Annotated in this window: 24 protein-coding genes; 2 read left to right on the top strand and 22 right to left on the bottom strand. The window is 51.8% G+C overall.

The genetic code is table 11. From position 1 onward, the window contains the following. Positions 1–10 precede the first annotated feature (10 nt). From wecB to H8699_RS08965, 17 genes are all read right to left on the bottom strand, one after another. Positions 11–1,093 (bottom strand): non-hydrolyzing UDP-N-acetylglucosamine 2-epimerase, encoded by a 1,083-nt coding sequence (gene wecB, locus H8699_RS09045; protein ID WP_249285394.1) that lies wholly within the window; start codon positions 1,091–1,093, stop codon positions 11–13. A 14-nt stretch (positions 1,094–1,107) separates the two neighbouring features. Then, positions 1,108–1,608 carry a GDSL-type esterase/lipase family protein gene (locus H8699_RS09040; protein WP_249285393.1) on the bottom strand — a complete coding sequence of 167 codons (501 nt, stop codon included), beginning with the start codon at positions 1,606–1,608 and terminating at the stop codon, positions 1,108–1,110. Between the two features lie 201 nt (positions 1,609–1,809). Next, positions 1,810–2,253, bottom strand: coding sequence for an acyltransferase (locus H8699_RS12540; protein WP_249285392.1), 444 nt, complete (start codon positions 2,251–2,253; stop codon positions 1,810–1,812). 153 nt (positions 2,254–2,406) lie between these two features. Beyond that, positions 2,407–3,996 carry an asparagine synthetase B family protein gene (locus H8699_RS09030; protein WP_249285391.1) on the bottom strand — a complete coding sequence of 530 codons (1,590 nt, stop codon included), beginning with the start codon at positions 3,994–3,996 and terminating at the stop codon, positions 2,407–2,409. Continuing rightward, positions 3,996–5,291 (bottom strand): oligosaccharide flippase family protein, encoded by a 1,296-nt coding sequence (locus tag H8699_RS09025; protein ID WP_249285390.1) that lies wholly within the window; start codon positions 5,289–5,291, stop codon positions 3,996–3,998. Before H8699_RS09025 ends, H8699_RS09030 begins: the two co-directional genes overlap by 1 nt. Position 5,292: 1 nt before the next feature. Then, the gene (locus H8699_RS09020) at positions 5,293–6,567 is read right to left on the bottom strand and encodes a glycosyltransferase (protein WP_249285389.1); all 1,275 of its coding nucleotides are present in this window, start codon (positions 6,565–6,567) and stop codon (positions 5,293–5,295) included. Beyond that, positions 6,564–7,721 (bottom strand): O-antigen ligase family protein, encoded by a 1,158-nt coding sequence (locus H8699_RS09015; RefSeq protein ID WP_249285388.1) that lies wholly within the window; start codon positions 7,719–7,721, stop codon positions 6,564–6,566. Before H8699_RS09015 ends, H8699_RS09020 begins: the two co-directional genes overlap by 4 nt. 17 nt (positions 7,722–7,738) lie before the next feature. Continuing rightward, positions 7,739–8,833: a glycosyltransferase gene (locus H8699_RS09010; RefSeq protein ID WP_249285387.1), complete on the bottom strand. Its 1,095-nt coding sequence runs from the start codon at positions 8,831–8,833 to the stop codon at positions 7,739–7,741. 18 nt (positions 8,834–8,851) lie between these two features. Continuing rightward, positions 8,852–10,099, bottom strand: a complete 1,248-nt coding sequence (locus tag H8699_RS09005; protein ID WP_249285386.1) for a glycosyltransferase — start codon at positions 10,097–10,099, stop codon at positions 8,852–8,854. Between the two features lie 101 nt (positions 10,100–10,200). Continuing rightward, positions 10,201–11,448: a glycosyltransferase family 4 protein gene (locus tag H8699_RS09000; protein WP_249285385.1), complete on the bottom strand. Its 1,248-nt coding sequence runs from the start codon at positions 11,446–11,448 to the stop codon at positions 10,201–10,203. 7 nt (positions 11,449–11,455) lie between these two features. Continuing rightward, entirely contained in the window at positions 11,456–12,235 is a 780-nt protein-coding gene (locus H8699_RS08995) for a sugar transferase (RefSeq protein WP_283244182.1), read from the bottom strand. Between the two features lie 172 nt (positions 12,236–12,407). Then, on the bottom strand, positions 12,408–13,532 hold the full coding sequence (locus tag H8699_RS08990; RefSeq protein ID WP_249285384.1) for a DegT/DnrJ/EryC1/StrS family aminotransferase: 1,125 nt from the start codon (positions 13,530–13,532) through the stop codon (positions 12,408–12,410). A 32-nt stretch (positions 13,533–13,564) separates the two neighbouring features. Then, positions 13,565–15,505 (bottom strand): polysaccharide biosynthesis protein, encoded by a 1,941-nt coding sequence (locus H8699_RS08985; RefSeq protein WP_249285383.1) that lies wholly within the window; start codon positions 15,503–15,505, stop codon positions 13,565–13,567. 25 nt (positions 15,506–15,530) lie between these two features. Continuing rightward, positions 15,531–16,211, bottom strand: a complete 681-nt coding sequence (locus tag H8699_RS08980) for a tyrosine-protein phosphatase (protein WP_249285382.1) — start codon at positions 16,209–16,211, stop codon at positions 15,531–15,533. Positions 16,212–16,235: 24 nt separating this feature from the next. After that, on the bottom strand, positions 16,236–16,940 hold the full coding sequence (locus tag H8699_RS08975) for a CpsD/CapB family tyrosine-protein kinase (RefSeq protein ID WP_138294452.1): 705 nt from the start codon (positions 16,938–16,940) through the stop codon (positions 16,236–16,238). A gap of 20 nt (positions 16,941–16,960) precedes the next feature. Next, positions 16,961–17,620: a YveK family protein gene (locus tag H8699_RS08970; RefSeq protein WP_138294453.1), complete on the bottom strand. Its 660-nt coding sequence runs from the start codon at positions 17,618–17,620 to the stop codon at positions 16,961–16,963. A 31-nt stretch (positions 17,621–17,651) separates the two neighbouring features. Next, positions 17,652–18,989 carry a D-alanyl-D-alanine carboxypeptidase family protein gene (locus H8699_RS08965; RefSeq protein ID WP_249285381.1) on the bottom strand — a complete coding sequence of 446 codons (1,338 nt, stop codon included), beginning with the start codon at positions 18,987–18,989 and terminating at the stop codon, positions 17,652–17,654. Positions 18,990–19,578: 589 nt separating this feature from the next. Between H8699_RS08965 and H8699_RS08960 the strand changes: the two genes are divergently transcribed. Then, positions 19,579–19,911, top strand: a complete 333-nt coding sequence (locus tag H8699_RS08960; RefSeq protein ID WP_249285380.1) for a helix-turn-helix domain-containing protein — start codon at positions 19,579–19,581, stop codon at positions 19,909–19,911. Between the two features lie 188 nt (positions 19,912–20,099). On the opposite strand, the gene H8699_RS08955 is transcribed toward H8699_RS08960, so the two are convergent. Further along, a complete protein-coding gene (locus tag H8699_RS08955) occupies positions 20,100–20,468 on the bottom strand; it encodes a helix-turn-helix domain-containing protein (protein ID WP_138294456.1) in 369 nt (122 codons plus the stop codon). A 237-nt stretch (positions 20,469–20,705) separates the two neighbouring features. Between H8699_RS08955 and H8699_RS08950 the strand changes: the two genes are divergently transcribed. Continuing rightward, positions 20,706–20,993, top strand: a complete 288-nt coding sequence (locus H8699_RS08950) for a hypothetical protein (protein ID WP_138294457.1) — start codon at positions 20,706–20,708, stop codon at positions 20,991–20,993. A gap of 106 nt (positions 20,994–21,099) precedes the next feature. On the opposite strand, the gene H8699_RS08945 is transcribed toward H8699_RS08950, so the two are convergent. From H8699_RS08945 to H8699_RS08930, 4 genes are read right to left on the bottom strand one after another with little or no spacing between them, the layout of a single operon-like run. Continuing rightward, a complete protein-coding gene (locus tag H8699_RS08945; RefSeq protein WP_138294458.1) occupies positions 21,100–21,426 on the bottom strand; it encodes a hypothetical protein in 327 nt (108 codons plus the stop codon). Between the two features lie 11 nt (positions 21,427–21,437). Then, positions 21,438–22,223: a peptidoglycan-binding protein gene (locus H8699_RS08940; protein WP_249285379.1), complete on the bottom strand. Its 786-nt coding sequence runs from the start codon at positions 22,221–22,223 to the stop codon at positions 21,438–21,440. Further along, positions 22,223–22,642 (bottom strand): carbohydrate-binding protein, encoded by a 420-nt coding sequence (locus H8699_RS08935; protein ID WP_249285378.1) that lies wholly within the window; start codon positions 22,640–22,642, stop codon positions 22,223–22,225. The genes H8699_RS08940 and H8699_RS08935 overlap by 1 nt, the downstream gene beginning before the upstream one ends. A 1-nt stretch (position 22,643) precedes the next feature. Then, positions 22,644–22,967, bottom strand: coding sequence for a hypothetical protein (locus tag H8699_RS08930; protein WP_249285377.1), 324 nt, complete (start codon positions 22,965–22,967; stop codon positions 22,644–22,646). Positions 22,968–22,970 lie beyond the last annotated feature (3 nt).

Below are 22,970 nucleotides of genomic sequence, written 5' to 3'. Positions count from 1 at the left end.
CTTCGTCCTCCTATACCATTCGGGCGATCTTTTCCGCCGCGTTTCCATCTCCAAAGGCGCTGCAAGCCGTCCCGTTTCGTGTGTCCACCGCGCGCGTCGCCTTCGCCAAAATATCCGCCCGGTCGATCTTGGCCAGTACGTTCCACCCGCCTTCCAGCGTTTCCACCCATTCGGTCTCATCCCGCAGCGTGGTGCAGGGCGTGCCCAGAAACAGCGCCTCTTTTTGCAGCCCGCCGCTGTCGGTCAGCACCATGCGCGCGTGGCCGGTCAGCATCAGCATGTCCAGGTAGCCCACCGGCTCCACCAGGCGGATGTGATCGCCCAACCGCGCCATCTCTTTTCTCTCCCGCACGCGCGGATGCACCGGCCAGATCACCGGATGATTCAGCTCGTTTAACGCCTCCACAATGGTTAACAGCTTGTCCGGCGCGTCGGTATTCTCCTGGCGGTGGATGGTCGCAAGGTAATATCCTTTATCTTCCAGCAAGGCCGCGCTTTTGCCGCGCAGCACCCTTAATTGCGCCAGCGTCTTATGGAGCGGCTTTGCCTCCTGCGCGAGCTGTGCATTATAGCGCACTGCGTCCAGCATCACGTCCCCGGTATTGCGTACCCCCTGCGTAACCCCTTCGGCGTGTAAGTTTTCCACCGCCGTCTGGGTGGGGCAGCTTAAAAGCGCGGCAATATGGTCGGTCAACACGCGGTTTTGTTCCTCGGGCATCGCCCGGTTAAAACTGCGCAGCCCCGCCTCCACGTGCAGCACGGGGATCAGCAGCTTTCCCGCCGCCAGCGCCCCGGCCAGGGTCGAGTTGGTGTCCCCATATACCAGCGCCACATCCGGCTTTTCCTTCAGCATCACCTGCTCGATGGCTTCCAGCATCCGTCCGGTCATCTGCCCATGGCTCCCCCCGCCGATGCCCAGGTTGTAGTCGGGCTTGGGGATGTGCAATTCCTCAAAAAAGATATCCGACATATTCGCATCGTAGTGCTGGCCGGTATGCACCAGCACCTCCCGGTGCGCCTTTCGCAGCGCCCGGCTGACCGGCGCGGCCTTGATAAACTGCGGCCGCGCGCCTACTATGGTTAAAATTTTCATCGTATTTCCGTCCTTTATCTACCTGAACTATCCTCTAAAGCCTGCAACCATATAACATAACCTTCGCCATTTAGATGGACGCCATCATAGGTAAGTTCAGGGATCATCGCATCATTCTCCGTTGCAAAAAGCGGATAAAGATCAATATAGTGTGCGCCGGTTTGGCTCGCCGCATAGCGGTAAGCGTTATTCAATGCTATAATCTCCTCCGCCGCTACATTTTCTCCATTCGTCGGCAGCACGCTTTGCAAAAAGATATCGGCCTGTGGCAATTTCTCCTTCAGCGCCGTCAGTATCTGGGTCACATTTTCCACGATCTCTTCGCGTGCAATGCCCTTGACCAGGTCGTTTATGCCGATCATCAACATCACCTCGTCTGGGCGGTGTTTGGTAACGGAATCCAACCTGTTCAGCACGCCTTCGGATATATCCGAACCAACTCCTCGGTTTAACACCACTTTGTCCGGTTCATACTCCTGCCACGCGCACCCAGCCGTCAGGCTGTCCCCCAGCATAACTCTGTCCGCCTTAACCACCTCGGATTGGTTAAACAAACTTACTTTAGCAGAATACTGAGGATTGTCGGCGAATGAATATACCCCCCCCCCGAATATTTATTCATTATCTGTGGCAGATATTTTACGCCTGCAACTCCTGCCGCCACAGCGTTTAAGCCTAAAGATATACACAAAGCGATGGTCAGCTTTTTGCTCAGTTTATTCATGATTGATGTCCAACTTTCTGATCATTCTGGCTGGATTTCCGGCAATCACGCAGTACCCCTCCGGAAAGGACTTGGTCACCACAGCGCCCGCGCCGACCACCGTATGCGGCCCAAGCGTCACGCCAGGCAGCACTACGCTATTCATACCGATCCAGCACTTCTCCCCCAACATCACAGGTTGCGGGGGCAGCCGCTTGTCCGGGTCCATCGGGTCATGGTTGCCGGTAATAATGCCCACATTCGGGGCGATATACGTGCCTTTGCCGATGGTGATCTTCCCCAGCGCTTGAAAATAGCATCCAAAGGTTTGAAAGTTGTTCAGGTCATCCGGATGGAAAGAGATATTTTCCGCACCTAAAACCTGCGTCCGCGGAGATACCGGCCAGGGCACATCCCGGTTCACGCCCAGCTTTTTGCAGCCGCGTGCGTCGCACACTACCCATTGCCATCCCGTAGCGCACAATCCCCCCAGCCTTCCCTCAAACCAGCGGCCCCGGAGATACGCCTTATCATAGCTTTTAGCGGCGACGATTTTTCCCCATAGTCCAAAAAACGCTGCTCGTACACGTCTGCTAAAATGCTTCAACGCTTATTCCCGCCTTTCACGGCCGGCGATTTCCCTCAATACTCGGATGTATTCTTGACCGATAATATCGTTAATCCCCCACCGTTTTTTTATCCCACTGCGAAAATAAATAGGAAAGGGTACTAGTGCCAGCAAATAGTGTATTTTTTCTCTTTTAAAAATCAGCCTAGCTAAAGTGCCTATCTTACTAATTGGCACGGGCACATTTTTCTTTTCTCGCCTTACCTTGCTTCCCGTAAAAGGAATTGCCTTGGCTGTTTCATCAAACGCCTCCTGTGTATAGGCGAAAAACGCTTGATTATGTAGCCGGAGATGGTTATCCAGTTTTCCCCATGTTGCAAATTGTTCTTTAAATAAAAACGGCGTCAGCCAAGCCATGCCCTCCATTTCATAACAGCGCACCGCATTTTGGATAAATTTGCTTTGCTCCTCTTGGTAGATATACCGCTCATAGGCCATCACATATCCTAAATCTGCCCCATCCTCTTTCAGGCCTTTAAAATACGAACTAGACATGATCAAGTCCTTCAGCTTTTCTCCCTGCTCCGCACTTTTCATCGGACTCACACCCAAAAAGTCTTTTTTGATAAAACGGCCGATCAGTTCCCTCCATTGTTTTTGAGGCGTCAACAATTCTTCCTTCATATAGTGGCCCGGCAATATCCCTCCATAACCAGGGACCATTACGCAACTGCCATTTAATATCCCCATCTGTTTTAAAACATGTACCGCGTACCATTCCTGCACGCAGGGTAGCGAAGAAGCATTGCCTGCCTGCAATACAAGCGTACGAAACTGCTTGTTAAAGAACGGAACAGTTTCTTTTTTGTTATAGGGTACAAAATAATGGCGTATACCATATGCCTGCGCCACGCGCTTAGAAATCACCACATCCGTCATTTTTTCATCGCCGTAAGTGTACGCCACAATACGTTCTTTGGGTATGCCTGCATCCAGTAGCTTTTGTACGACTAGGCGTGAATCATACCCGCCGCTAAGCGGTACAACGGCAGTGCGGCCCTGCAGCAACTCAGCGCATTTACTAAACACATCCTCATAGCCCTTAGCAATTTCATTTACCGCCTCGCATTGGTTGGTTATCTGCTGGTCTGCATAGCTAAAGCGCCAGTATTCTTTTAAAACGGATTTGCCGTTTTCTAGCGTCAAGTATCGTCCCGCCGGGATCTGCTTTACATTCCTTAATAACGTTTTGTTTTCCAGTGTATAAAGGCTGTGCTGTAAAAAGTCAATTTGTTCTTCATCCAAACCGCTTTTGGCAATGCGTTTTTCTCTCAGCTCATCCGTTATATCCAACCCACTTTTCATTTCCTCGTAAAATAGCGGAAAGCTGCGTATATGGTCAACTGCAGCTAAAAACATTCCGGGCGCGCGGATAACAAACGCAAATTGTCCTGCCATTTGCTCCAAAATATTTACTATCGCCTGCTGCTGACCCATATTGTTCAAATAATCCGCCAGCTCCTGGTCCTGGTATAGCTTGCCCGAGATATATGCAAAACCCTTGGCTGCCACAGCACCCTGCACCCACCAGCGGTAACCCGCGTTATGATTCAATTTTATTTGTATGTTCATTAAATCTCAGCCCTCCGCCCTTTTTTGCATACATATATCAGATAGCCCCAGCTGGCCGCACCGGATAATATATATACGATAATACTGGCATATGCCACGCCATAGATTCCCATATTCAAAATGAGGAAGTAATCCAGCCCCGTTTGAATAATACAGCTGACAATTGCCGAAATTGCATTGAAGCGCGTATATCCCATTGCCGGCAACAAATTCATCGGTACCATCCGAACCCCGGCATTAATGGCGCGCATCACCCACAAAATATTCATGATCGGGATCGCATCAATATACTTATTGCCGAATAAGAGCTTAATAATGACCGGGCTCAATATTGCACCCAAAGCTGCGCAAATGGCAATGATGGCAAAGGTAAAAATTCCAATGCGTATCACCTTGCTTAAAATCAGCTTGGGGTCTTTCATTCTTGCCACAATGGGGAAATAGTAAACCATCAGCGATCCGGTCAGTAACCCCAGCAGGCTAGGTACTACATCCGCCACTTTAAAGTTGGCCGTAATCACTTCATCCTGAATGAGATTGTTGACCAGATAGGTTTCGTTGAGCGGCATCATCGCGCTAAACAAGTTGGCAACCATTAACGATAGCGCCATTACCCATATTTTTTTCTTCTCTGCTGGCTCCAATCGCATGGTAATAACGCCTCGTTGCCTGCTGCGTACAAAGCGATATCCCACCAGGATCGTCGCGCACAACGCAATATATTGCGCCGCCACCATCCCCATCGTGCCCAATACAAAGGCCAGGCCTATCCCCACAACGCATAACACTGTCGCCTGCAATATTCCGATATATGCATAGCGCTTATTCTTACCATGCGCCCTGTGGTAAATCTGCGAGGATTCCTGTACAAACGATAATACCGGCAGAAGCGCCATAGTCAAAACAAACGGCCTGGCCTGCGGAAAAGGAATGGGCGTTAAATATACCCCAATGCACAAAATCAATGCAAACAAAAATTGAAATGCGCTGCCCCGTATCAACGCAAAACGGTAATAGGCCTTGTCCAACTCCGGACTATTTTCGCGGGCGCAAAACTTCAGCAGCGCGGTAGACAGACCCAAGCCGCTTAAAAGGTTAATATAACCATACAGGTTATTGGCATAGGAGTAATACGCATACTCTGTCTTGTCCACCAACCTTACAACTATTATGCTGGCGATCACGCTAATACCCTTGACCAGCAGGTTGCCCGATAAAATATGCAAAAGGCCGCCGCTAATCTGGTTTTGAAGGGTCTGTTTTAAGTTCGCTTGTATGTTTTTTATGCCCATCATCTCAAAGGTTTTCTTCCCTTTCTTTCACCAATTCCAGCATGAGTTTCTCTAATGTCGGCGCTAGAAAATCATAGGAATAACGTTTTATGGCCGCCCTGTCCTGGCCGTTTCCCAGCTGTATTCCCGCCTTTTTTTCATCCAAGGATTTATGCAGATATTTTACCAATTCAGGGAAATCCCTTTCCCGGTTCACGTATTCAAAAGCACAGCCCAGGTTCATTTCGCGCACACGCTGCGTCAGTTCCGCATGCGGCATCTCTCCGCTGGTAAGCGCTATAATCGGTTTACCCAATCGCAAATACTCGGGAAATTTGCCCGTTAAAACACCTTGCTCTTTCTTTGTATTCCAAGATACAACGCAGAGTATATCGCACTTTTCTTGCAAGGCGAGCGCTTTGTCTTTCTCCAATACACCATGATCGACCACAATTTTTTGCACGCCATATCGGTTAGCTTGCTGCATGAAATCTGTGCTGTTTACGCCAGCATAGTGGAATTCGATAGATATATCGTTCATTTCATTCTCAATCTGCTGAATAGCTTCAAACAATGCATCTACTCTTCTTATCCCATTGTATAAACTGCCAGTATATCCAATGCGCAATACCTTATCCATGGCCCCCGGCACACATTTAGCCTTGCCCTCATAGCCGTTAAAAATCACATGTATACTATCTTGTCGGCCACTAATCGAAGCAAAGCGCCGGCCCAAAGCCTGCGAAACCGTCGTCACCGCATCGGCTTTACGCAGCATTTTCTTTTGCCTCCACGCCATAAAAACGCGGAGCCACGGTTGTAAGGTATGCGAATCCATCGGGTCGCGCATGTCGCTGATCCAATATACCTGTGGATGTCGTCTTTTCAAATATAGTCCCAAGGCTACGCTTGAAAACGGACCGAAACTCGTTAATAATACATCTGGTTTTAGCTGTTTCCATTCCGCCTCTATCATAACGGCAATCTGGCGCGCCCAGATCAATTGCTTGAGGAATATCTTGATCTGAAACGCGGTTCGCCTTACTAGCGATGCACGGCGTGTAGCCGATACCATGGCTGTTCCGGGCTTGGCCTGCCGTGCGGTACTCGCTCGTTTTTTTTCTTTTTCGGGCACGCACCGCACCTGCGCGCCACCAAGAATATCCGAATCCGTCAGTGGATTGCCGGTAAAGCAGGTTACCTTATGTCTTTTTGCCAAATAACGGATGAAATTGGATGGCCTTACCGCGCCAATTGCCGCAGATGGCTCAGTCAGCTGCGAGATTACAATGATATTCATTTTCTTTCTTCCTCCCTATATCGATGGAAAAAGATTATAATCATCATAAATACATTCCATACTGGTTTATATGAAGTAAGTGAAAGTGAAAAAGTCATTGTAATATATCCCATCAATGCAATCAGCATCACATCCGCTTTTTCTTTAAATGCCCGCAGCAGAAACGCTAAATATACTATCGTTAATAAGCCCAACCCAATCCAGCCAGTCTCCACTAACATTTCAATCCAAAGGTTATGTGCTACTTTATTTGAGAATAAAAAAATCGTGCCCAAGCCTGTGCCAAATAACTGCCTGGGGAAAGAGAAGCACTTAAATTGCTCAATTAAATTATTCCAGATATCAAAACGGCCTGCTCCTTTATCTTTTTCTATATATTCAAAAGAAAATCTCTGGGTAACTTCCACCGGCAATAATGTTAATATATACACTATAGCTGCGGCGATTACCGCCAAAATCAATATGAGGCGCACGCTTTCTTTCCATGTTTTCTTGGTACGGTAAAGCCACAAAATAGCCGAGAACAGTACGACGGCTACGAGTGATAAGCTGCCCCCTCTCGAGCCCGTCATCAAAATTACGGTTAAAAAAATTAGCAAACAGACGATTGCTGACTTTTTATGCTCAAAAATAAATTTTTTAATATAAAAAGCAATAGCAAAAATAAAATACCCGCATAAGTAATTCGGGTCTTGTTGCTCCCCCCCAATCGACAGCCAAATACGATTGTATTCAAATCGCGCAAAAACAAGCAATAGTATAAGTGTAAGCCAACCACTATACACCATCGCTTTTTCTAAAAACGCCACTTCAGCTTCCCTGCGCCTAAATCCCGTTATGACCACGATCAAAGCAATATTGAGAAATAGTGTAATGAGCTTGCTGATCGAATCTGTCATATCCTGCGAAAACAGCATTGTTATCGCGCAATATAAGAAATACGCGATCAAAAGCCCAATCTCTTTGCTGGTGCTGAATTTGATTTCACGGTACTCCATCACTAGCCCCAAAAAAGGGATAGCAGCCAACAGCTTACTAACCGAGCCGCCTAAAAGGGGCACAAAATCCAAAGGCACCAAAAAAAAGTAAAGTGCCAACGCTTTTGTCGCTATACCGACTCGTGGTTTTTCTCCAGTTTGCAATACGTTCCCCAATATTCAGCCCGCCTTTATTAACAAGTCAGCGCTCCATTAAACCGTAAAATATAATTTTGAGCCGTTTTGACAAAATCGTACTTTACGCTCTCCTTTACAGAGAGCCGGCCCATCTGCTCTCTTAGTCTGTTATCCTGCGCTAAGCACACGATCGCATCGGCCAACCCATCAGCGTCTCCATTATGACAAAGAAGACCATTCGCTTTGACAATATCAGTTATGCCTCCAACCGCTGTAGCAATTACCGGTAAACCCGTCGCCATCGCTTCCAGCATCGCCAGGGGCAAACCCTCATAGCGCGATGGCATTATAAATATGTCCGCTGCCTGTAAATAGCGCGCTACATCAGGTGTATTCCCAATAAACTCCACCTTTTCTTTCAGCCCGCGCGAGGCGACCATTTGCTCAATCTGTATTTTTAGCGGACCATCTCCCACCAACGTCAGATATAAATTTTTATTCACTTTGCCACAGGCACGCGCAAATGCTTCAATTAGTAGCGCATGGTTTTTAACCTCGGTGAAGCTACCCACGTGTATCAGCTTGATCCTATCATCTATACAACATTGCTTTGCTTTAGGCTTAAAACGGTCTAGCTCAACGCCGTTATAAATACATTCTACCTGCCGCTCTTTTAGCCCATACACTTGGCAAATGCTCTTTTTTACCGCATCTGAAATGGCAATCGGGACAATATGGCCTTTTTTATAACCGTAACGCATACCCGCTCGATGAAAGCATGGTAATTCCTGTTGTGCCAGAGAATGTACAGTATGGAATTGCTTCCACTCTCCTCCATAAAGGCGCTTTGCTACCAGCAGATAGAGCCCTGTCAACGTATGCGTATGCACTATATCCGGCTTATACAAATCCAATTTTTCTTTAAGCACACGTAAAATTGACAAATCCATACCTGTATGCTTATTTAAGTAGGTAACAGGTATCCCATATTCCTCAATAGCTTTTCGGCATACCGGCATGGCATGCTCTTTCGAGTAAAAGGAAACCACCTTTACTTCATGGCCCTGGTTCATCAATTGTTTGGATAAACGCAGCACAAACAGCTCCGCGCCGCCGACTCCTAAAGTTGGGATCGTTTGCAAAATCTTCAATCCGCATCCTCCTTAAAGTCAAGAAATCTCCTCGACGAAATCGGGGTAATTCTTTTCCATATTGAACTTTTCAAGCCAAATCTCACGCGCGCGCGTACGCATCGCGCGATAGGCCTCCTCATTTAAGCGATAAAGCCTTTCAATATACTGTGCAACTTCGTCGGCGCCGATTTTCGCCGGCATCAGGTAGCCGTTCTCACCATCTATTATGATTTCGCCTACCCCGCCCACTTTCGTAGCCAGTACAGGTATGCCAAAGGACTGCGCTTCCATGATCGAAACCGGAAGCCCCTCGCTTTGGCTGGTATTGATAAATACTTGCACGACATTTTGTTTATAAAATGCCATGACCTTTTTGTTCGGCACTGCGCCATGAAAAATTACGCTGTTTTGGTGGACATTATCCTTTACATACCTTTCGATTTCTTCCCGCAAGGGGCCGTCCCCAAAACACTCCCATACAATTCCACTTAATCCCTTCTGCTCCAGTTTTGCCAGTGCCTGCGCCACGAGCGCGACCTGCTTTATCGCTACCAAGCTCGAACAGGTCACCATCCTCCAACACGCCCGCTCCCCTTCCCATGAGCCCAGGCCATGGTCCTGCGTGCCCAGATACGCCGTACGCACTTTATCGGCCTGATGCTTATAAATGCCTTTTAAATACTGCGTTCCATCCTCTGAGCAAGGGTACACGCCATCCAGTTTTTCTATAATCTCACCTTGAAAGGGCAAATATCCTAATGCATTGCGGTATGCGTAAAGATCATATCTATGCCCACGCGATATTGCACGAACCGTCGCGTGCGGTGCCAGCGCCAGAATGTGATTTTTAACCATAAAGCCTACCCGCGCGATATCAATTAACCAATAGCTGTAGACGGTAATCGCTCGATATTCTGCCAGGGAAAGCTTATCTATATACTGTATAATCTGCTGATAAATAAACCGGCTTACTCCCTCTACATACATTGCGGCGGCAGCTTGCTTTACGCCTGTACAATTTTTGTACTCCTTACGCAACTGTGCATCAGCAATATGCGGCAAAGCCTTCAGGCCGTATCGCATATGCCTGCGCCAGCTGCCCCCATCATTGCCGCTAAATATCGGCGCCACTTTAACGTTAGCCGGTACTTCCCTCGTCTGCTCCTCGCCGCGCGCCACCTCGGTTGGGAATAGGTAGACCATTTGGAATCCCCTTGCCAGGAAATTGATCTCGTTTTCTATAAAGGATTCGCCTGCCCCAAAAGGATATTGCTTGGTTAGCATAATTAGACATCTGTCATTTGTCGAGCTTAACCTCGTTTGCACGTATCCTTCTCTCCTTTCGCGCATCTATCATTGTTGCGGCTCCAAAACTAGCGCCCACCTTAAATCCTTTGCTCGTCTAGTGTCCTATCCTCTAGCACTGTTAAAAACCGCTCCGCCAGCAGATCATATCGTCTCTCCCGCATCACCCATGTCCGTGCCCGCTCTCCCATCGCATCGCGTTGTGACGGTTCCATCTGTTGCAGTGTTCGGATCGCCTCTGCCAGCGCCCGGGCGTCTCCGGGTTCAATAGTTATTCCCCCGCCTGCCATCTCCACCTCATTATTGGCTGCCTGTACCGCATAAAGGATCGGCCGCGCCGCCATCATATAGTCATATAGCTTGTTAAGCGATACACCATACTGGTAAAGTGCGCAGGGCGCGGCGCCAACATATAACGCATCCGCTCGCGCTAAAATGCCTATCAACGCCTTTTTAGGGAGCGGTGGTAAAAATATAATATTATTGAGCCCTCTGGCGCTTTCCATCAAGCGTGGTTTTTCAATTCCATTGCCAATCAGGATGAACCGCACCGGCTCGCCCTGCATCTGCCGCGCCGTTTCGATCAGCACATCCAGTGCGTTGGATAATGCATGTCCGCCCGCATAGAGTACGCTGAAGCATGCATCCCTTTTCGCCTGTAAAAGCGCCTCATCATGTTCTCGGGGCAAATCATCCACTTTTGCCCAATCCTGCAATGCTACTCCGTTGGGGATATAGCAAAACGCCTCTAAATTCCTTAGCCCATGCGCCTGCATGTGGCGATAAGCATAAGGAAAAAGGCTAACCACCGCGTCTGCCTTGCGATATGCCGCATGTTCGGCGATCTGCATCATCCACACAAAAGGATGGAACTTCGACATTCCCCCCAGTTCAGTCAGCGTCAAGGGCCACAAATCGTGTCCTTCAAAAATCATACGCGCCCCGGCTTTGCGTGCAATTCGTCTGGCCGGATAGTTATCCAGCGGATAGGTCGATGAAGCGATCACCACGTCAGGCCGGTAAGCGCGAGCCAGCTGGCCCGCGCACGCATACAGCTTGCCGCAGAATTGCAGCATCGTCCATGCACGCCGAATGCCATTGCCCTCATACTTCCCGGTATGCACCCACTGGTATTCGATTCCGTCTATCTCCTCAAGTGCAAAGTCTACTTTGCGCTCGAGATTTTTTTGCCGCAAATGTGAAAAATCCGCCGCTATGATCCGCACCGTATGTCCCATCTTTACCCATTCCCGCGCTAGATAATAGGGCCGAAACTCCATACCTAGATCAGGTGAACCTGCATAGTGATTAATGTAAAGGATCTTCATTTATCCCTTAACCCTTCCGTATAACGTTATCTGCATCCACACCGGTTTTGGGTATCAACTCGTCGCTGTGAGAACCGCTCTCTTGTTCATCTATTATCAGTTGCAATGCATCACGCTGCCCAGCGAAATAGGCCTTCCTGTCGATCTGGCACGTACGCAATAGGTAGTCCCCTAAGTCCTCCGCCGTATCCATCCCCTCTGTGTTAACGCCTTCACCTGAGAAAGACAGGATCTGCGCTGCTGTGCGCAAAAGAATTTTTATATCTTGTCCCAAACTCAGTGTCTGGATATAGGCCAAATCATATTCCAACCTTTCTTCCCAGGTAATCCCATTGCGCCCACTGACCTGGGCCAGCCCGGTCAATCCTGGGCGCACGTTGTGTCTCTGCCTTTGGCGTTCACTCATAAAAACCATGTCCCATACCAGCTGGGGCCGCGGACCTACCAGGCTCATATCACCTTTTAAAATATTCCACAGCTCTGGCAATTCATCCAAGCTAGTCATCCGCAGCTTTTTGCCAAAAGAGGTCAGTCTTTCTCCATCGGGCAGCGGTTGTCCATTTTTATCTAATGCATCCAGCATTGTGCGGAATTTGTACAGTGTAAATATTTTTTCGTTTAATCCAGGTCTTTTTTGCTTGAAAATTACCGGCGAACCCAATTTAATACGTACCAGCAATGCCGTAATCAGTAAAATCGGGGACAGGACAATGATCGCGGCAAGCGCGACGCAAAAATCCTGCGGCCGTTTAATATACTTTTCATAAACTCCCTTTTTATGTCCCATCTTCATCCCCCCTCAGAAAACGGCAAATCATGCTGGGCAACAGCATATACAGCATATATTCAGGAAACTGCCCTGACCGTCCTTCATCTATATGGCCAGCTCCTATAAAGCTCATATACCCTCAGTTAAAAGCTGCTCCGATTCGTCCTAACAGCCCCCTCTGCCCCTGTTTTCACCGCAACATTCCCCTTATGATCTCCATGATCTTTTCCTGTTCCTCCTGTGTCATCTTAATGTCGCTGGGGAGGCACAGGCCTCGAGAGAACACATCGCTGCCCACCTCATCTCCTATAGAGATGTAATCGCTGTGCGCATACAATGGCTGCAAATGCATCGGTTTCCAAATCGGTCGGGCTTCAATATTTTCATCGGCCAGCCTATCCATTAACGCAATTGGCGATACATTACAATCCTGATTTAACAAAATACAGCTGAGCCAATAGTTAGGCTCCGAGCAACTCAAGCTAGGATTCATCGTCAATGGCAGGTCTTTAAGTCCCTTTTGATAACGCTCAAATATTTTTTCCTTCGCTGCCCGGTGCTCTTCCAAATGCTTCAGCTGTCCTCGGCCAATCCCCGCTACCACATTGCTCATGCGATAGTTATATCCCAACTCTGAATGCTGGTAATGTGGCGCCGGATCTCTGGATTGCGTTGCCCAAAAGCGCGCCTTGGCAATGGCCTGCTCATCCGGGGAAACCAGCATCCCGCCTCCTGAAGAGGTAATGATCTTATTGCCATTAAAAGAAAACACATTATATTGTCCAAAAGTACCGGTCTGCCTTCCTTTATAGGTAGCAGACAGGCTTTCCGCCGCATCTTCGATCAGAGGCGTTTTATAATGCGCACAGATCTGTGCGATCTCATCCAGCTTAGCGGGCGTTCCATACAGATTCGCCACGATGACCGCACGCGGTTTACGCTCCCCTCTGTATTTTTCAAACGCTATCTCCAGCGCCCGCGGGTCCATGTTCCAGGTTTCTCTTTCCGACTCGATAAAAACCGGAACGCCCTTTTCATAACATACAGGATTGACGGAAGCTGCAAAGGTAAAATCACTGCACAAAACGATATCTCCCGGCGTAACACCGGTTAACTTCACTGCCAAATGCAGACCTGCCGTACCCGAAGAGAGCGCCGCTGCATGCCCTCCTCCGAGATATTGAGCCAGCTCCGCTTCAAAAGCATCCACATTTTTCCCCAACGGGGCGATCCAATTGGTTTCAAATGCTTCTTTTATATATTCCATTTCTTCGCCGTGCATCGTCGGCGAGGAGAGATAGATCCGCTTTTCCACGCATTCGCCCTCTTTTCTCACTGGTCAGTCCATTAATTGGCCATGGTCTGCCGGTAGACCTCCATCCGGCTTTGTTTCGTTCCCGTAAGTTCAAATATCAGCTCTGATACCGCGTCCGGTTCCGTCTGCGCAGTGGCGATCAGGTCGTTGAGTTTTCTGTTAAACGCCAGCACCTCGATCTCATACGGCGGCGCCACCATGATGGTCTCCTTTTCCGTGCGGTGCATCTGCGCCTTTTCAAAGGGATTCATCAATTCCTCGTGCATCTTTTCCCCCGGCCGCAGGCCGATGATCTTGATGGGGATATCCTTTTCAGGTTCTAAGCCATGGTAGCGGATCAGCATGTGCGCCAAGTCCAGTATCTTTACCGGCTCGCCCATATCCAGCACGAAGATCGCGCCGTTCTCGGCAATGCCGCCCGCCTGCAGCACCAGTTGGGCCGCCTCGGGGATGGTCATAAAATACCGGGTGATCTCGGGGTCTGTAATGGTCACCGGCCCGCCGGAAGCGATCTGCTCTTCAAACAGCGGGATCACGCTGCCCCGCGAGCCCAGTACGTTGCCAAAGCGCACCACCATGCACTTCATCTGCGTCCGTAGCGCATAGGTCTGTACGATCATCTCGCAGATCCGCTTGGTGGCGCCCATCACGTTGGCCGGCTTTACCGCCTTGTCGCTGGAGAGCAACACAAAGCGCTTGACCCCGTGAGCGTCCGCCGATTCGATCAGGTTTTTGGTGCCCGCGACGTTGTTCTTCACCGCCTCCGCTGGGCTGATCTCCATCAGCGGCACGTGTTTGTGGGCCGCCGCGTGGAACACCACCTGCGGGCGGTACCGGGCCATCACCTCGTCCAGCCGCTTCCGGTCCCGCACCGAGCCTACCAGCACGACGGTACGGCAGTCTTCCCCATATTTCTGGCGCAGTTCGCATTCCAGCTCATAGGCGTGGTTCTCGTATATATCGAAGATCAGCAGCAGCTTGGGCGCAAAGCGCATGATCTGCCGGCACAGCTCCGAGCCGATGGAGCCGCCCCCGCCCGTGACCAGGATGGTTTGATCCTTCAGGTAATCGCTGATGGGTTCAACGTCGATATCCACCTCTTTGCGGGCCAAAAAGTCCGCAATATCGATGTTGCGCAGCCGGGGCGTGGCCCGCTGGCTGCGGGCGTCCAGGTCCTGCGCCAGGTACAAAATGCGCACCTGACATCGGGTATCGCTGCACAGGGTGACGATCTGCTGCATCCGCGCCTTATCCAGTGAGGGGATGGCGATAATGATCTCACGGATGTGGTAGCGCGCTACGATCTGGGGAATCTCATTGAGCTTTCCCCGCACCGGTACGCCCTGCAGGCGCATGCCCCACTTGGCGGGGTCGTCATCCACGCAGGCCACCGGCATGCCTTTGAGCAGGCTGCCCTCGTGGAACATGCTGATGCAGTACCGCCCCGCCTCTCCCGCGCCCACGATCAGTACGGGGTGCGCCTGTCTGGATTCTTCATCTGCATTTGCGCCTCTTGCAGCTTCACTGCGTCCTTGGCGGCGCAATTTGTATAGAACGCGCAGGATCAGACGCATGCAGCCGATCAGCGCGACCGCGCACATACAGGTGAGGATCAGTACAGAATTGGATAGCCCTGCCGCAAAGATCACGTTCATCGCAAGGGTCAAAAGCCCGCCTGCGCCCATAAAGCAAACCATTTTCAGCAGCTCCTTTGAGCCCGCCAGCTGCCACATGATGTTATACATGCGCATGGAGAGCAGCATCGCCAGATAGGCAAACAGGTTCGTCAGCACATACGCCAGCCAAAGCTCCAGCTGCGCCGGAGGGATGCGCCCGTCAAAGTGCAGCACCAGGGCAATCCCCAGGGCAGCCAATACCAGCAGCATATCCCCTAACACCAGCAATAGCTTTTTTGTAGCCGCCCGCCTTTGTGGCGCCGTTTTTTTCATATCCCTCACTTGCAATCTCTCCATTTATTTATCCCTTATCATCAACGATTCAGCGCCATAGCGTTTCTAACCGTTCCCATTCCAGAAACTGCGGCGTGACCTTCCCTTTTCCAACAAGGTAATACGCCTTTTCCAGCAGCGCATAATCCTCCGGGCTGTGGGCGTCCGAAGCGATAAAGTGCAGCTTGTCCACGCCGCGCAGCCTGCGCAGTATCTCGCGCTTGGGCCCAAATCTCTTTTTGAAGGCGCTGGCGTTGACCTGAAAAAGGCAGTTCATATCGATCAATCTTTGCAGCATATCGCCCCTTCGCTGCAGGGGCAGGTAGCGCTCCGGATGGGCGATGACCAGGGTCAGCCCCTGGGCCTGCAGCGCATAGACGATGTCCTCCCAGTTGGCCGGCCAGTCGTCAAAGGGGAATTCCGTCAGCAAAACCTCGCTCCCCTCAATGCAGCAGCGCCTGGCCAGGCCGAAATCCCCCTGTTCCAGGGCCCGGATGTTAAACTCATACCCTTGCAAAAGGGTGATGCCCAGCTCCCGCGCATAGGGCCTGATCTTTTCCATCCCCGCGGCCACGGCCTCAAAGTCCGCGTCCGCCCGCTTCACGTGGGGCGTCGCCACGATATGGGTTACCCCCAGCGCATTGGCGCAATCCAGCATGGCCCGTGCCTCGTCCAGGTCCCGCGCGCCATCGTCCACGCCCGGAATGATATGGCAGTGCAAATCCAGCATCTTCTCTCCCGTTTCAAAGCCGCCTTACTGCTTGCGGCGGATCTTCTTTCTCTTTTTGTCGCCCCGCTTGTCATAGTAATAGCCATAATAGTCCGCCGGCTTGTGTTTAAGGTTATTCAGCACGCAGCCGATCACATGCGCATTGGCCTTTTCCAGCTGCGCCAGGCTTTCTTTTACCTCGGCGGCGGTGGATTTTCCGCTACTGATCACCATCAGTACCCCGTCCACCTGTGTAGAGGCGATGGCCGCGTCGATAAACAGCCCCAGCGGCGGGGTATCGATCACCACAAAGTCAAAATCCTGCTTGACTTTTGCCAACAGCGCCTTATACCGTCCTGAGGAAAGCACCTCGATGGGGTTATTCAGCCGCCGGCTGCCCAGGTCCAGCATGAAAAGGTTGTTTACCTTGGTGGGCACGCAAGCCTCCCGCGGGTCTACCTTGCCGGAGAACAGCTCCGTCAGGGAATATACGCCCCTGACCATCAATCGGTTGGCGATCTGCGGGTTGCGAAAATCGTTGTCGATGATCAGCGTCGTCTTCCCGGTCTCCGCCATGGCGATGGCCAAACTCAGCGCAATGGTCGATTTACCTACCCCCGCCTCCACGCTGGTCACCGCCACCGAGCGGACGGGCTCGTCGATACCGGCAAATTCAATATTGACCCGCAGGGTCTTGATCGCCTCGCGCAGTTCCGGGCTGTTAAAATATATCTGATAGGAATTGTCCATCCGTTTAAAACCGCCCCTTCTTATTTACCGTCTACTCTGGCCACCTGCGCCAGTACCGATAGGCCGACCTGCTGCTCCACATCGGCCGCCGTCTTGAGCGTGGTATTAAGTGCGTCTTTCAAGATTGCGATCAGCATCATCACAAGCGCGGTGACCATCGCCGCCAAAACAATCGTCCGCTCCCGCGCGGGGCCCGATGGTTTTTCCGCTACCCGCGCCTCGTCGATCACCGACACGTTATCCACCCGCATGATGTCGGTAACCGATTGTGAGAAGACCTGCGCCAAACCGTTTGCAATGTTCGCCGCCATTTGCGGCTCCCGTCCCGTCACGCTGATCTGAATTAAACGGGTGTTGCTCAGCGAGGTCACGTTGATATCATAGCCCTTCAAGCTCTCCAGCCCCAGCTGCTGGGCGACGGCGCTGGTCACCTTGTAGCTCAACACCAGCTCGCGGTAGTCGTTCACCAGCAAGGCGCTGGCGCTCAGGTCGCTGCTGGAAATCACATTTTCGTTTTGCTGGGTCAATACGTACAGCGTCGTGTCCGACGTATACTCGTCCGGCATCATCTTAAAGGTATAAAACGACGTCACCACGACCACCGCAAACACCACTAAAACGATCAATTTGGCATGGCCCAGAATGGATTTAAATACATCCTTGATGCTAAGCTCCTTCATCAATGCCCTCCCTCTCCGCGCTCTTAGCGCACTATTTCATGCGCTTGTTGATCATATTGCAGATCAAAAGTACAACGCCCCCCAGCACGGCGCTCGCCACGATCCAGAATATCCATCCGTACCGGTCGTACAGGCTTTGCCGGTAGGGCGGCGCACTCTCCTGGGTCGCTAAGCTGTCCGCCGTCTGGCCGTCCTGCTCGGCCTGCGGGGGCAGCGGCTCTGTTACCCTGCCATAGGCCAGCGGGACCCGGGCGACCGGCTCGCCGCTCAGCGTCACCGCGGCATAGGCGTACAGCGCGTTTTCCACTGGCGGGTCTACCCGGTCCACCAGCGTATAGGCCAGCGCGCCGCTCTCCGGCTGCCAGTCCTTTGCGGCGCTGACGAAGATATTCCCCTCGATCTGCGCGGTCAATTCCCGGTCCCCATCTTTTACGCCTTCCAGCATCTGTGCAATGGGCTCAGCCAGGTCCACGCGCTGGTACTGCTCGCCCAGGGTATCTAGCAAGCTGCTGATGGCGGGATAAACCTGGGCGCCATTGCCGTTTCCACAGCACACGGCGATCACCTGTATGCCCTCCACCTGGGCTACCACCACGGTGTTGTATCCTTCCTGGGCGCTGGAGCCCGCGCCAAAGGCCGCCTTTACCCGTTCATCGTAAGCCGCGCTGCCGCTTACCATCATCTCCACGCGGTTTACAGCCTCGCTCTTCAGGGCGGTCCCCGTCGCCGTCAGCGGAATACTGGCCTGACTGAACAGATCGCCCGCCTTTTCTTCCTTATATAAGCTATACGCCAGGCGAAGAAGATCCTGCGTGGCGGTCTTCTGTGCCCCATCGTAAATACCCGTGGCGTTGGTATAGTGGGTGTGGATCATCCCCAGCTCGTCCGCCCGGGCATTCATCTTTTGCACAAAGGCTTCCGGGCTTCCCGCCGCATAAACCGCCAGCGCCTGCGCGCTGTCCTGCGCGCCGGTCAGGGTCATCGTGGCGATCAGGTCTTTCACCGTAACCTTGTCCCCGCCTTTTAGTCCCGCCTTCATCGCGTTTTCCGGCACGGCAGACAGCATCTCGGCGGTGATTTCTACCACTTCGTCCAGCGCGTGCTCCTGCAAAACCAGGTCCGCCGTCATCATGGTCACCGCGCCGCCGGTAGGGGTAAATTGCGCCTCGTCATTCAGGCCGCCAAGCAGCATCCCCGTATCCACATCCAGGGTGCTGGCTCGGGTCAACCCCTGCTGTCCGGTCAATCCTGCCGCATCTCCATACACGCCCGTTAGCTTTACCGGCAGTTGCGCCGCCCGCCCTATCGGGGTTGCTCCCCACAGCCCTGCCACCAGCAGGGCCATCAGCGCGCAAAAAGCTGTTTTCAAGGGACGTCCAAATCTTTTCTTTCGTTCCATACTACCCCCGGCAACCACATGTATTTGCTACTATCAGTTGACCTGCGTTTCTTTGTATGCCTCAAGCTTTTATTCGCGGGCTTTCCACTCGCCCTCCTGTCTTTGCGCTCGAAGGTCCGATCCCTGTAGAAGTGCAAAATCTTAAAGATGTAAACCGGTCATCACACTGTTTTACAGCGCTCATACGGCCTTCGATCGTTTAAATCAGTCACATCTTCGGTCGTATTTTAACACTTTTTGACGAGTTATCTACCCTTCACAATTATACATATTAATTGTATTCTGTCAACGCACCTGCACATCCATGGCAGCCTTTTACATGGAAATAGCAGACAGTACGTATTAACTTATCGGGTCTTGTCCACACTGATTATGAGGTCAATCGTCACCCTTTTTTTATGCTTCAGCGCTGACTTACTGGCCGGCGATCCCCCATAGCATCGTATCCGCCGGCAATTATATGAATTACATAGGCATTTTTATGCCTATGCACGTTATTAAATTATAAAATATACGCCTTTACAATTCAAGTATAAATTAATTGGATGGGCAGGTTTAAATGGATTATATACAGATAGGCCGTCGGATACGCAATATACGTAAATCCAAAAACATGACGCAGGAAAAGCTGGCCGAGATCGTGGATATCTCCCTTACGCACATGAGCCATATCGAAACGGGCTCGACTAAATTGAGTCTTCCCGTATTGGCTAAAATATCAAGGGCTCTCCATACCAGCACGGATGAACTGCTCTTTGGCAAAGCGCAACCGCTCAGCCCCGTTACGCTGAACAGGATCGCCGAATTGTTTGAGCACTGTTCGGCGCGGGATATCTGCATTATGACGGATATTCTTTTGGCGACCAAGGCGACTCTGGATAAAAACAGGTGATTTTGCGGCATGAAATGCGGGGGCCGCTGCTACGGCGTGCTTACGTGCGTTAAAGCACAGCGCCTTTGCGCTCTTTAACGCTGCACTTTTCCGGCTGGATGCACCGCCTGGTTAAATACTACTAAGCATGCAGGCCCCAGGTCTTGTCCGATATATAAAATAAAAAACGGCGCCGGTAGCGCCGCTTTTTATTTTGATTTGATCTGCTGTTCTCGGATCATCGGTACGATCCGGCAGAGAAGTTCATACGCAATCTTGCACTCTTCCGGCGTCAGCTGGCCGATCTGCGCCATCAGTACGCCCTTAAGCCCATCCTCCTCCTGCTCGCGGTATTCCGGCAGCAGCAGCGCCTCGATAGGCACGCACAGTACCTGAGAGAGCTTATAAAAGTAGGCGATCGTCGCCATCTGCCGTCCGCGCTCGATATATCCATAATAGCTGGGGGCCATTCCCACCATCTCGGCCAGCTGCTCTTGCGTATAGCCTCTTAATTCTCTATAGTATCGCAAACAGGATCCGGATTCAGGAAAGGGAAGTGGGGTCTTGCGTTTCATCATGATTGCTCACCTCTCATCCTCAAAGAATATCAAATGGAAGGATCAATTGTTAGCATCATAATAAGCCGCAATTTTAGACAAATTACCCCCTAAAAATCGTTTTATCATACTGCCCCATCCGCTCATACTGTTTCGTATAATATCCATCGGGCCCTGGGGAAAATAAACTCGTTTGGCGCCCATGTCCTTTCCCTTATCCACTCCCTATCCCAATCTTAATACGATGGAGGAATTTTTATGGAAACACAGTGGAATTTTGAAGACGCACTGCAAGAACTGTTCGCCCAAGCCTGTAACGAAGTATTGCTCGCCAGCCCTCCGGCAAACGCCTGTCAGGAGGACGCCGCCCGTTTTGACTTCCTGTTCGAGGATGAGGGCGTTCTGACGCTAACGCCAGAACAGCGCAAACAGCTGCAGGATTACTTTCATACCTCCTCCCAGCCCGATCTGGAACCTTATATCTCCTGCTATAGCCGCGGCCTGCGCGACGGTATCGCCCTGCTGAACCAGATCGGCCTGTTTTGATCCATTTCATTTTTTTAATTATAGCCGGTTTCCTCTATTTCGCCTTTAGGGTAAAAAGAAAAAGGGTCGGGGGCCAATCGCCCCCGTCCCTTTTTACAGTATCCCTCTATCGGTTTAAAATCAGCAGCATGCCCGCGCCCACTAAAGCGCCCGCCACGCCCGACAGCGCGCTTTTTACCAGCGTTTGCCAATGTTCCGCCGGTCGTGCCTGCATGGCGTCCATATCTCGCCGCAGGCTGTCCACATCCTTGCGCATCGCCTTGATCTCTCCTGCCATATCGCGCAGGCTCAGCGCCAGGTTATGTACCGTTTCTACCATTTCGTGTTGTTCGTCGATGCGCTTAAAGGCCATCTTTACATCCGTGCGCAACATCGCTACCGCCTCACGCAGATCGACGATCTCTTGCATAAAGCGCTCGCTCTCCGCTTCCATCTTCGCCCTCCTTACCACCGTGCCCGGTAGCCGCGTAGGTCGAGATGGGTGAAGCCCGCGTATTTGCCCAGGCCCTGGTCCGGGTACATGGCGTTAAGCTTGTTGTACACCGTAGAGGGCGCCACCCCCTGCACCGAGATATCAACCGCATTTGCCGTTAAGTGCTGGCTGGCTTTCGCCCCGCCGCACTGCTGGTTGTAGGTCTTGGTGCGGTATCCGCTGTTGATGATGATGGGCTTTCCCCACACCGCGCGGATCTTCTCAAGCTCCGCCATCAGCGCCCGCACGTTGCCCCAGTACTCCCGCGGTACCGCCGATCCATCCCGGCAGCCAAACTCCCGTAGTTTAAAGTGCTCCGTGCCCGGCTCATCCCCGGCCTGCAGCGCCGCCCAGGTCTTGGGGCCGCAGATACCGTCCACCGCCAGGCCGTTTGCCTCTTGGAACTTACGCAAGGCCTCCTCGCTCTCCGCGCCAAAACTGCCGTCGGCCCCATACTTAGGTAAGGCATAGCCCGCTGCGATGAGCAGCTGCTGCATCTCTCTGACCGCTTCGCCTTTGCTGCCTCGCCTGATCGTCTCGCCCGCGCCTTTGGCCTGCAGCGCCGCCCAGGTCTTGGGGCCGCAAATCCCGTCCGCGCTAAGGCCGTTGTCCGACTGGAACTCGCGCAGCGCGCTCTCTGATTCCGCGCCGAACGTCCCGTCCGCCCCATACTTGGGCAGACTGTACCCCGCCGCGATGAGCAGCCGCTGCATCTTTCTGACCGCTTCGCCCTTGCTGCCTCGTTTGATTGTTTGCATCAAAATTTCTCCTTATATTCATCCGCCTGCGTCCAGCCCGATACGCCCGGCTCCCATGTGTTTGCGTCCACATCGCTGATCCAATGCTTGCCATTGTGGCTGACCTTGTCTCCCTTGTCATAGGCATCCGTTGCGCCGGTCGGCTGCTGCCACTGCGGCCATTCAACCGCCGGATCGTCAATGCGCACCCACAGCGCTACTGCCGCATCCGGCGTCCAACTCTCCTGTGACGTGTGATCCGTCAGGCATTTGTACAGCAGGTCATTGTACTGCACCCGGTCCCCCATCTTGTAGGTAACATCGTTTCCGTCCCACGCCTCAAACAGGCTGGGCATCCCCGCCGCCTGCTCGTCCGGCAACTCTTTAGCGTATAAAGTAATAGCCCGGCGCGTCTGCCGGGCTCTCTCCAAAGCGTCCATATTACTCTGCACCTCCCGTCAGGATTTCGATCTGTTTGCGCATCAACTCCACTTGCTGGCGCAAAACCTCTACTTCGCTGGGCTGCGGCTCTGGCTTGGGAGGCTTTTCCTCCTCCGTCAGCTCCCGCATGCCGCCTGTCTCCTCGTCCCAGATATAGTTGTGCCGGCCCCACTGGTCATACAGCTGGTATTGGCTTTGCACGTGGACATATTCGTCACCCTCGCCCTCTTTAAGCAGGCGGTCCGTTGCTTCCGGCGCTTCAAAAACCTCAGAGAAAATGCGTTTTACCAGTCCCTCATCGTTGCATCTTGCGTATACCTTCATCGT

This window comes from Luoshenia tenuis, assembly GCF_014384745.1.
Classification (GTDB): domain Bacteria; phylum Bacillota; class Clostridia; order Christensenellales.
The sequence above is the reverse complement of the archived record's forward strand: the minus strand, read 5'-3'. Positions and strand labels throughout refer to the sequence as shown.

Excerpts from the sequence above, each read along its gene's own strand:
- wecB (WP_249285394.1), bottom strand. The coding sequence starts at position 1,093 with ATGAAAATTTTAACCATAGTAGGCGCGCGGCCGCAGTTTATCAAGGCC.
- H8699_RS09040 (WP_249285393.1), bottom strand. The coding sequence starts at position 1,608 with ATGCTGGGGGACAGCCTGACGGCTGGGTGCGCGTGGCAGGAGTATGAA.
- H8699_RS09030 (WP_249285391.1), bottom strand. The coding sequence starts at position 3,996 with ATGAACATACAAATAAAATTGAATCATAACGCGGGTTACCGCTGGTGG.
- H8699_RS09025 (WP_249285390.1), bottom strand. The coding sequence starts at position 5,291 with ATGATGGGCATAAAAAACATACAAGCGAACTTAAAACAGACCCTTCAA.
- H8699_RS09020 (WP_249285389.1), bottom strand. The coding sequence starts at position 6,567 with ATGAATATCATTGTAATCTCGCAGCTGACTGAGCCATCTGCGGCAATT.
- H8699_RS09005 (WP_249285386.1), bottom strand. The coding sequence starts at position 10,099 with ATGCTAACCAAGCAATATCCTTTTGGGGCAGGCGAATCCTTTATAGAA.
- H8699_RS09000 (WP_249285385.1), bottom strand. The coding sequence starts at position 11,448 with ATGAAGATCCTTTACATTAATCACTATGCAGGTTCACCTGATCTAGGT.
- H8699_RS08995 (WP_283244182.1), bottom strand. The coding sequence starts at position 12,235 with ATGGGACATAAAAAGGGAGTTTATGAAAAGTATATTAAACGGCCGCAG.
- H8699_RS08985 (WP_249285383.1), bottom strand. The coding sequence starts at position 15,505 with ATGGAGAGATTGCAAGTGAGGGATATGAAAAAAACGGCGCCACAAAGG.
- H8699_RS08980 (WP_249285382.1), bottom strand. The coding sequence starts at position 16,211 with ATGCTGGATTTGCACTGCCATATCATTCCGGGCGTGGACGATGGCGCG.
- H8699_RS08975 (WP_138294452.1), bottom strand. The coding sequence starts at position 16,940 with ATGGACAATTCCTATCAGATATATTTTAACAGCCCGGAACTGCGCGAG.
- H8699_RS08970 (WP_138294453.1), bottom strand. The coding sequence starts at position 17,620 with ATGAAGGAGCTTAGCATCAAGGATGTATTTAAATCCATTCTGGGCCAT.
- H8699_RS08960 (WP_249285380.1), top strand. The coding sequence starts at position 19,579 with ATGGATTATATACAGATAGGCCGTCGGATACGCAATATACGTAAATCC.
- H8699_RS08955 (WP_138294456.1), bottom strand. The coding sequence starts at position 20,468 with ATGATGAAACGCAAGACCCCACTTCCCTTTCCTGAATCCGGATCCTGT.
- H8699_RS08950 (WP_138294457.1), top strand. The coding sequence starts at position 20,706 with ATGGAAACACAGTGGAATTTTGAAGACGCACTGCAAGAACTGTTCGCC.
- H8699_RS08945 (WP_138294458.1), bottom strand. The coding sequence starts at position 21,426 with ATGGAAGCGGAGAGCGAGCGCTTTATGCAAGAGATCGTCGATCTGCGT.
- H8699_RS08940 (WP_249285379.1), bottom strand. The coding sequence starts at position 22,223 with ATGCAAACAATCAAACGAGGCAGCAAGGGCGAAGCGGTCAGAAAGATG.
- H8699_RS08935 (WP_249285378.1), bottom strand. The coding sequence starts at position 22,642 with ATGGACGCTTTGGAGAGAGCCCGGCAGACGCGCCGGGCTATTACTTTA.
- H8699_RS08930 (WP_249285377.1), bottom strand. The coding sequence starts at position 22,967 with ATGAAGGTATACGCAAGATGCAACGATGAGGGACTGGTAAAACGCATT.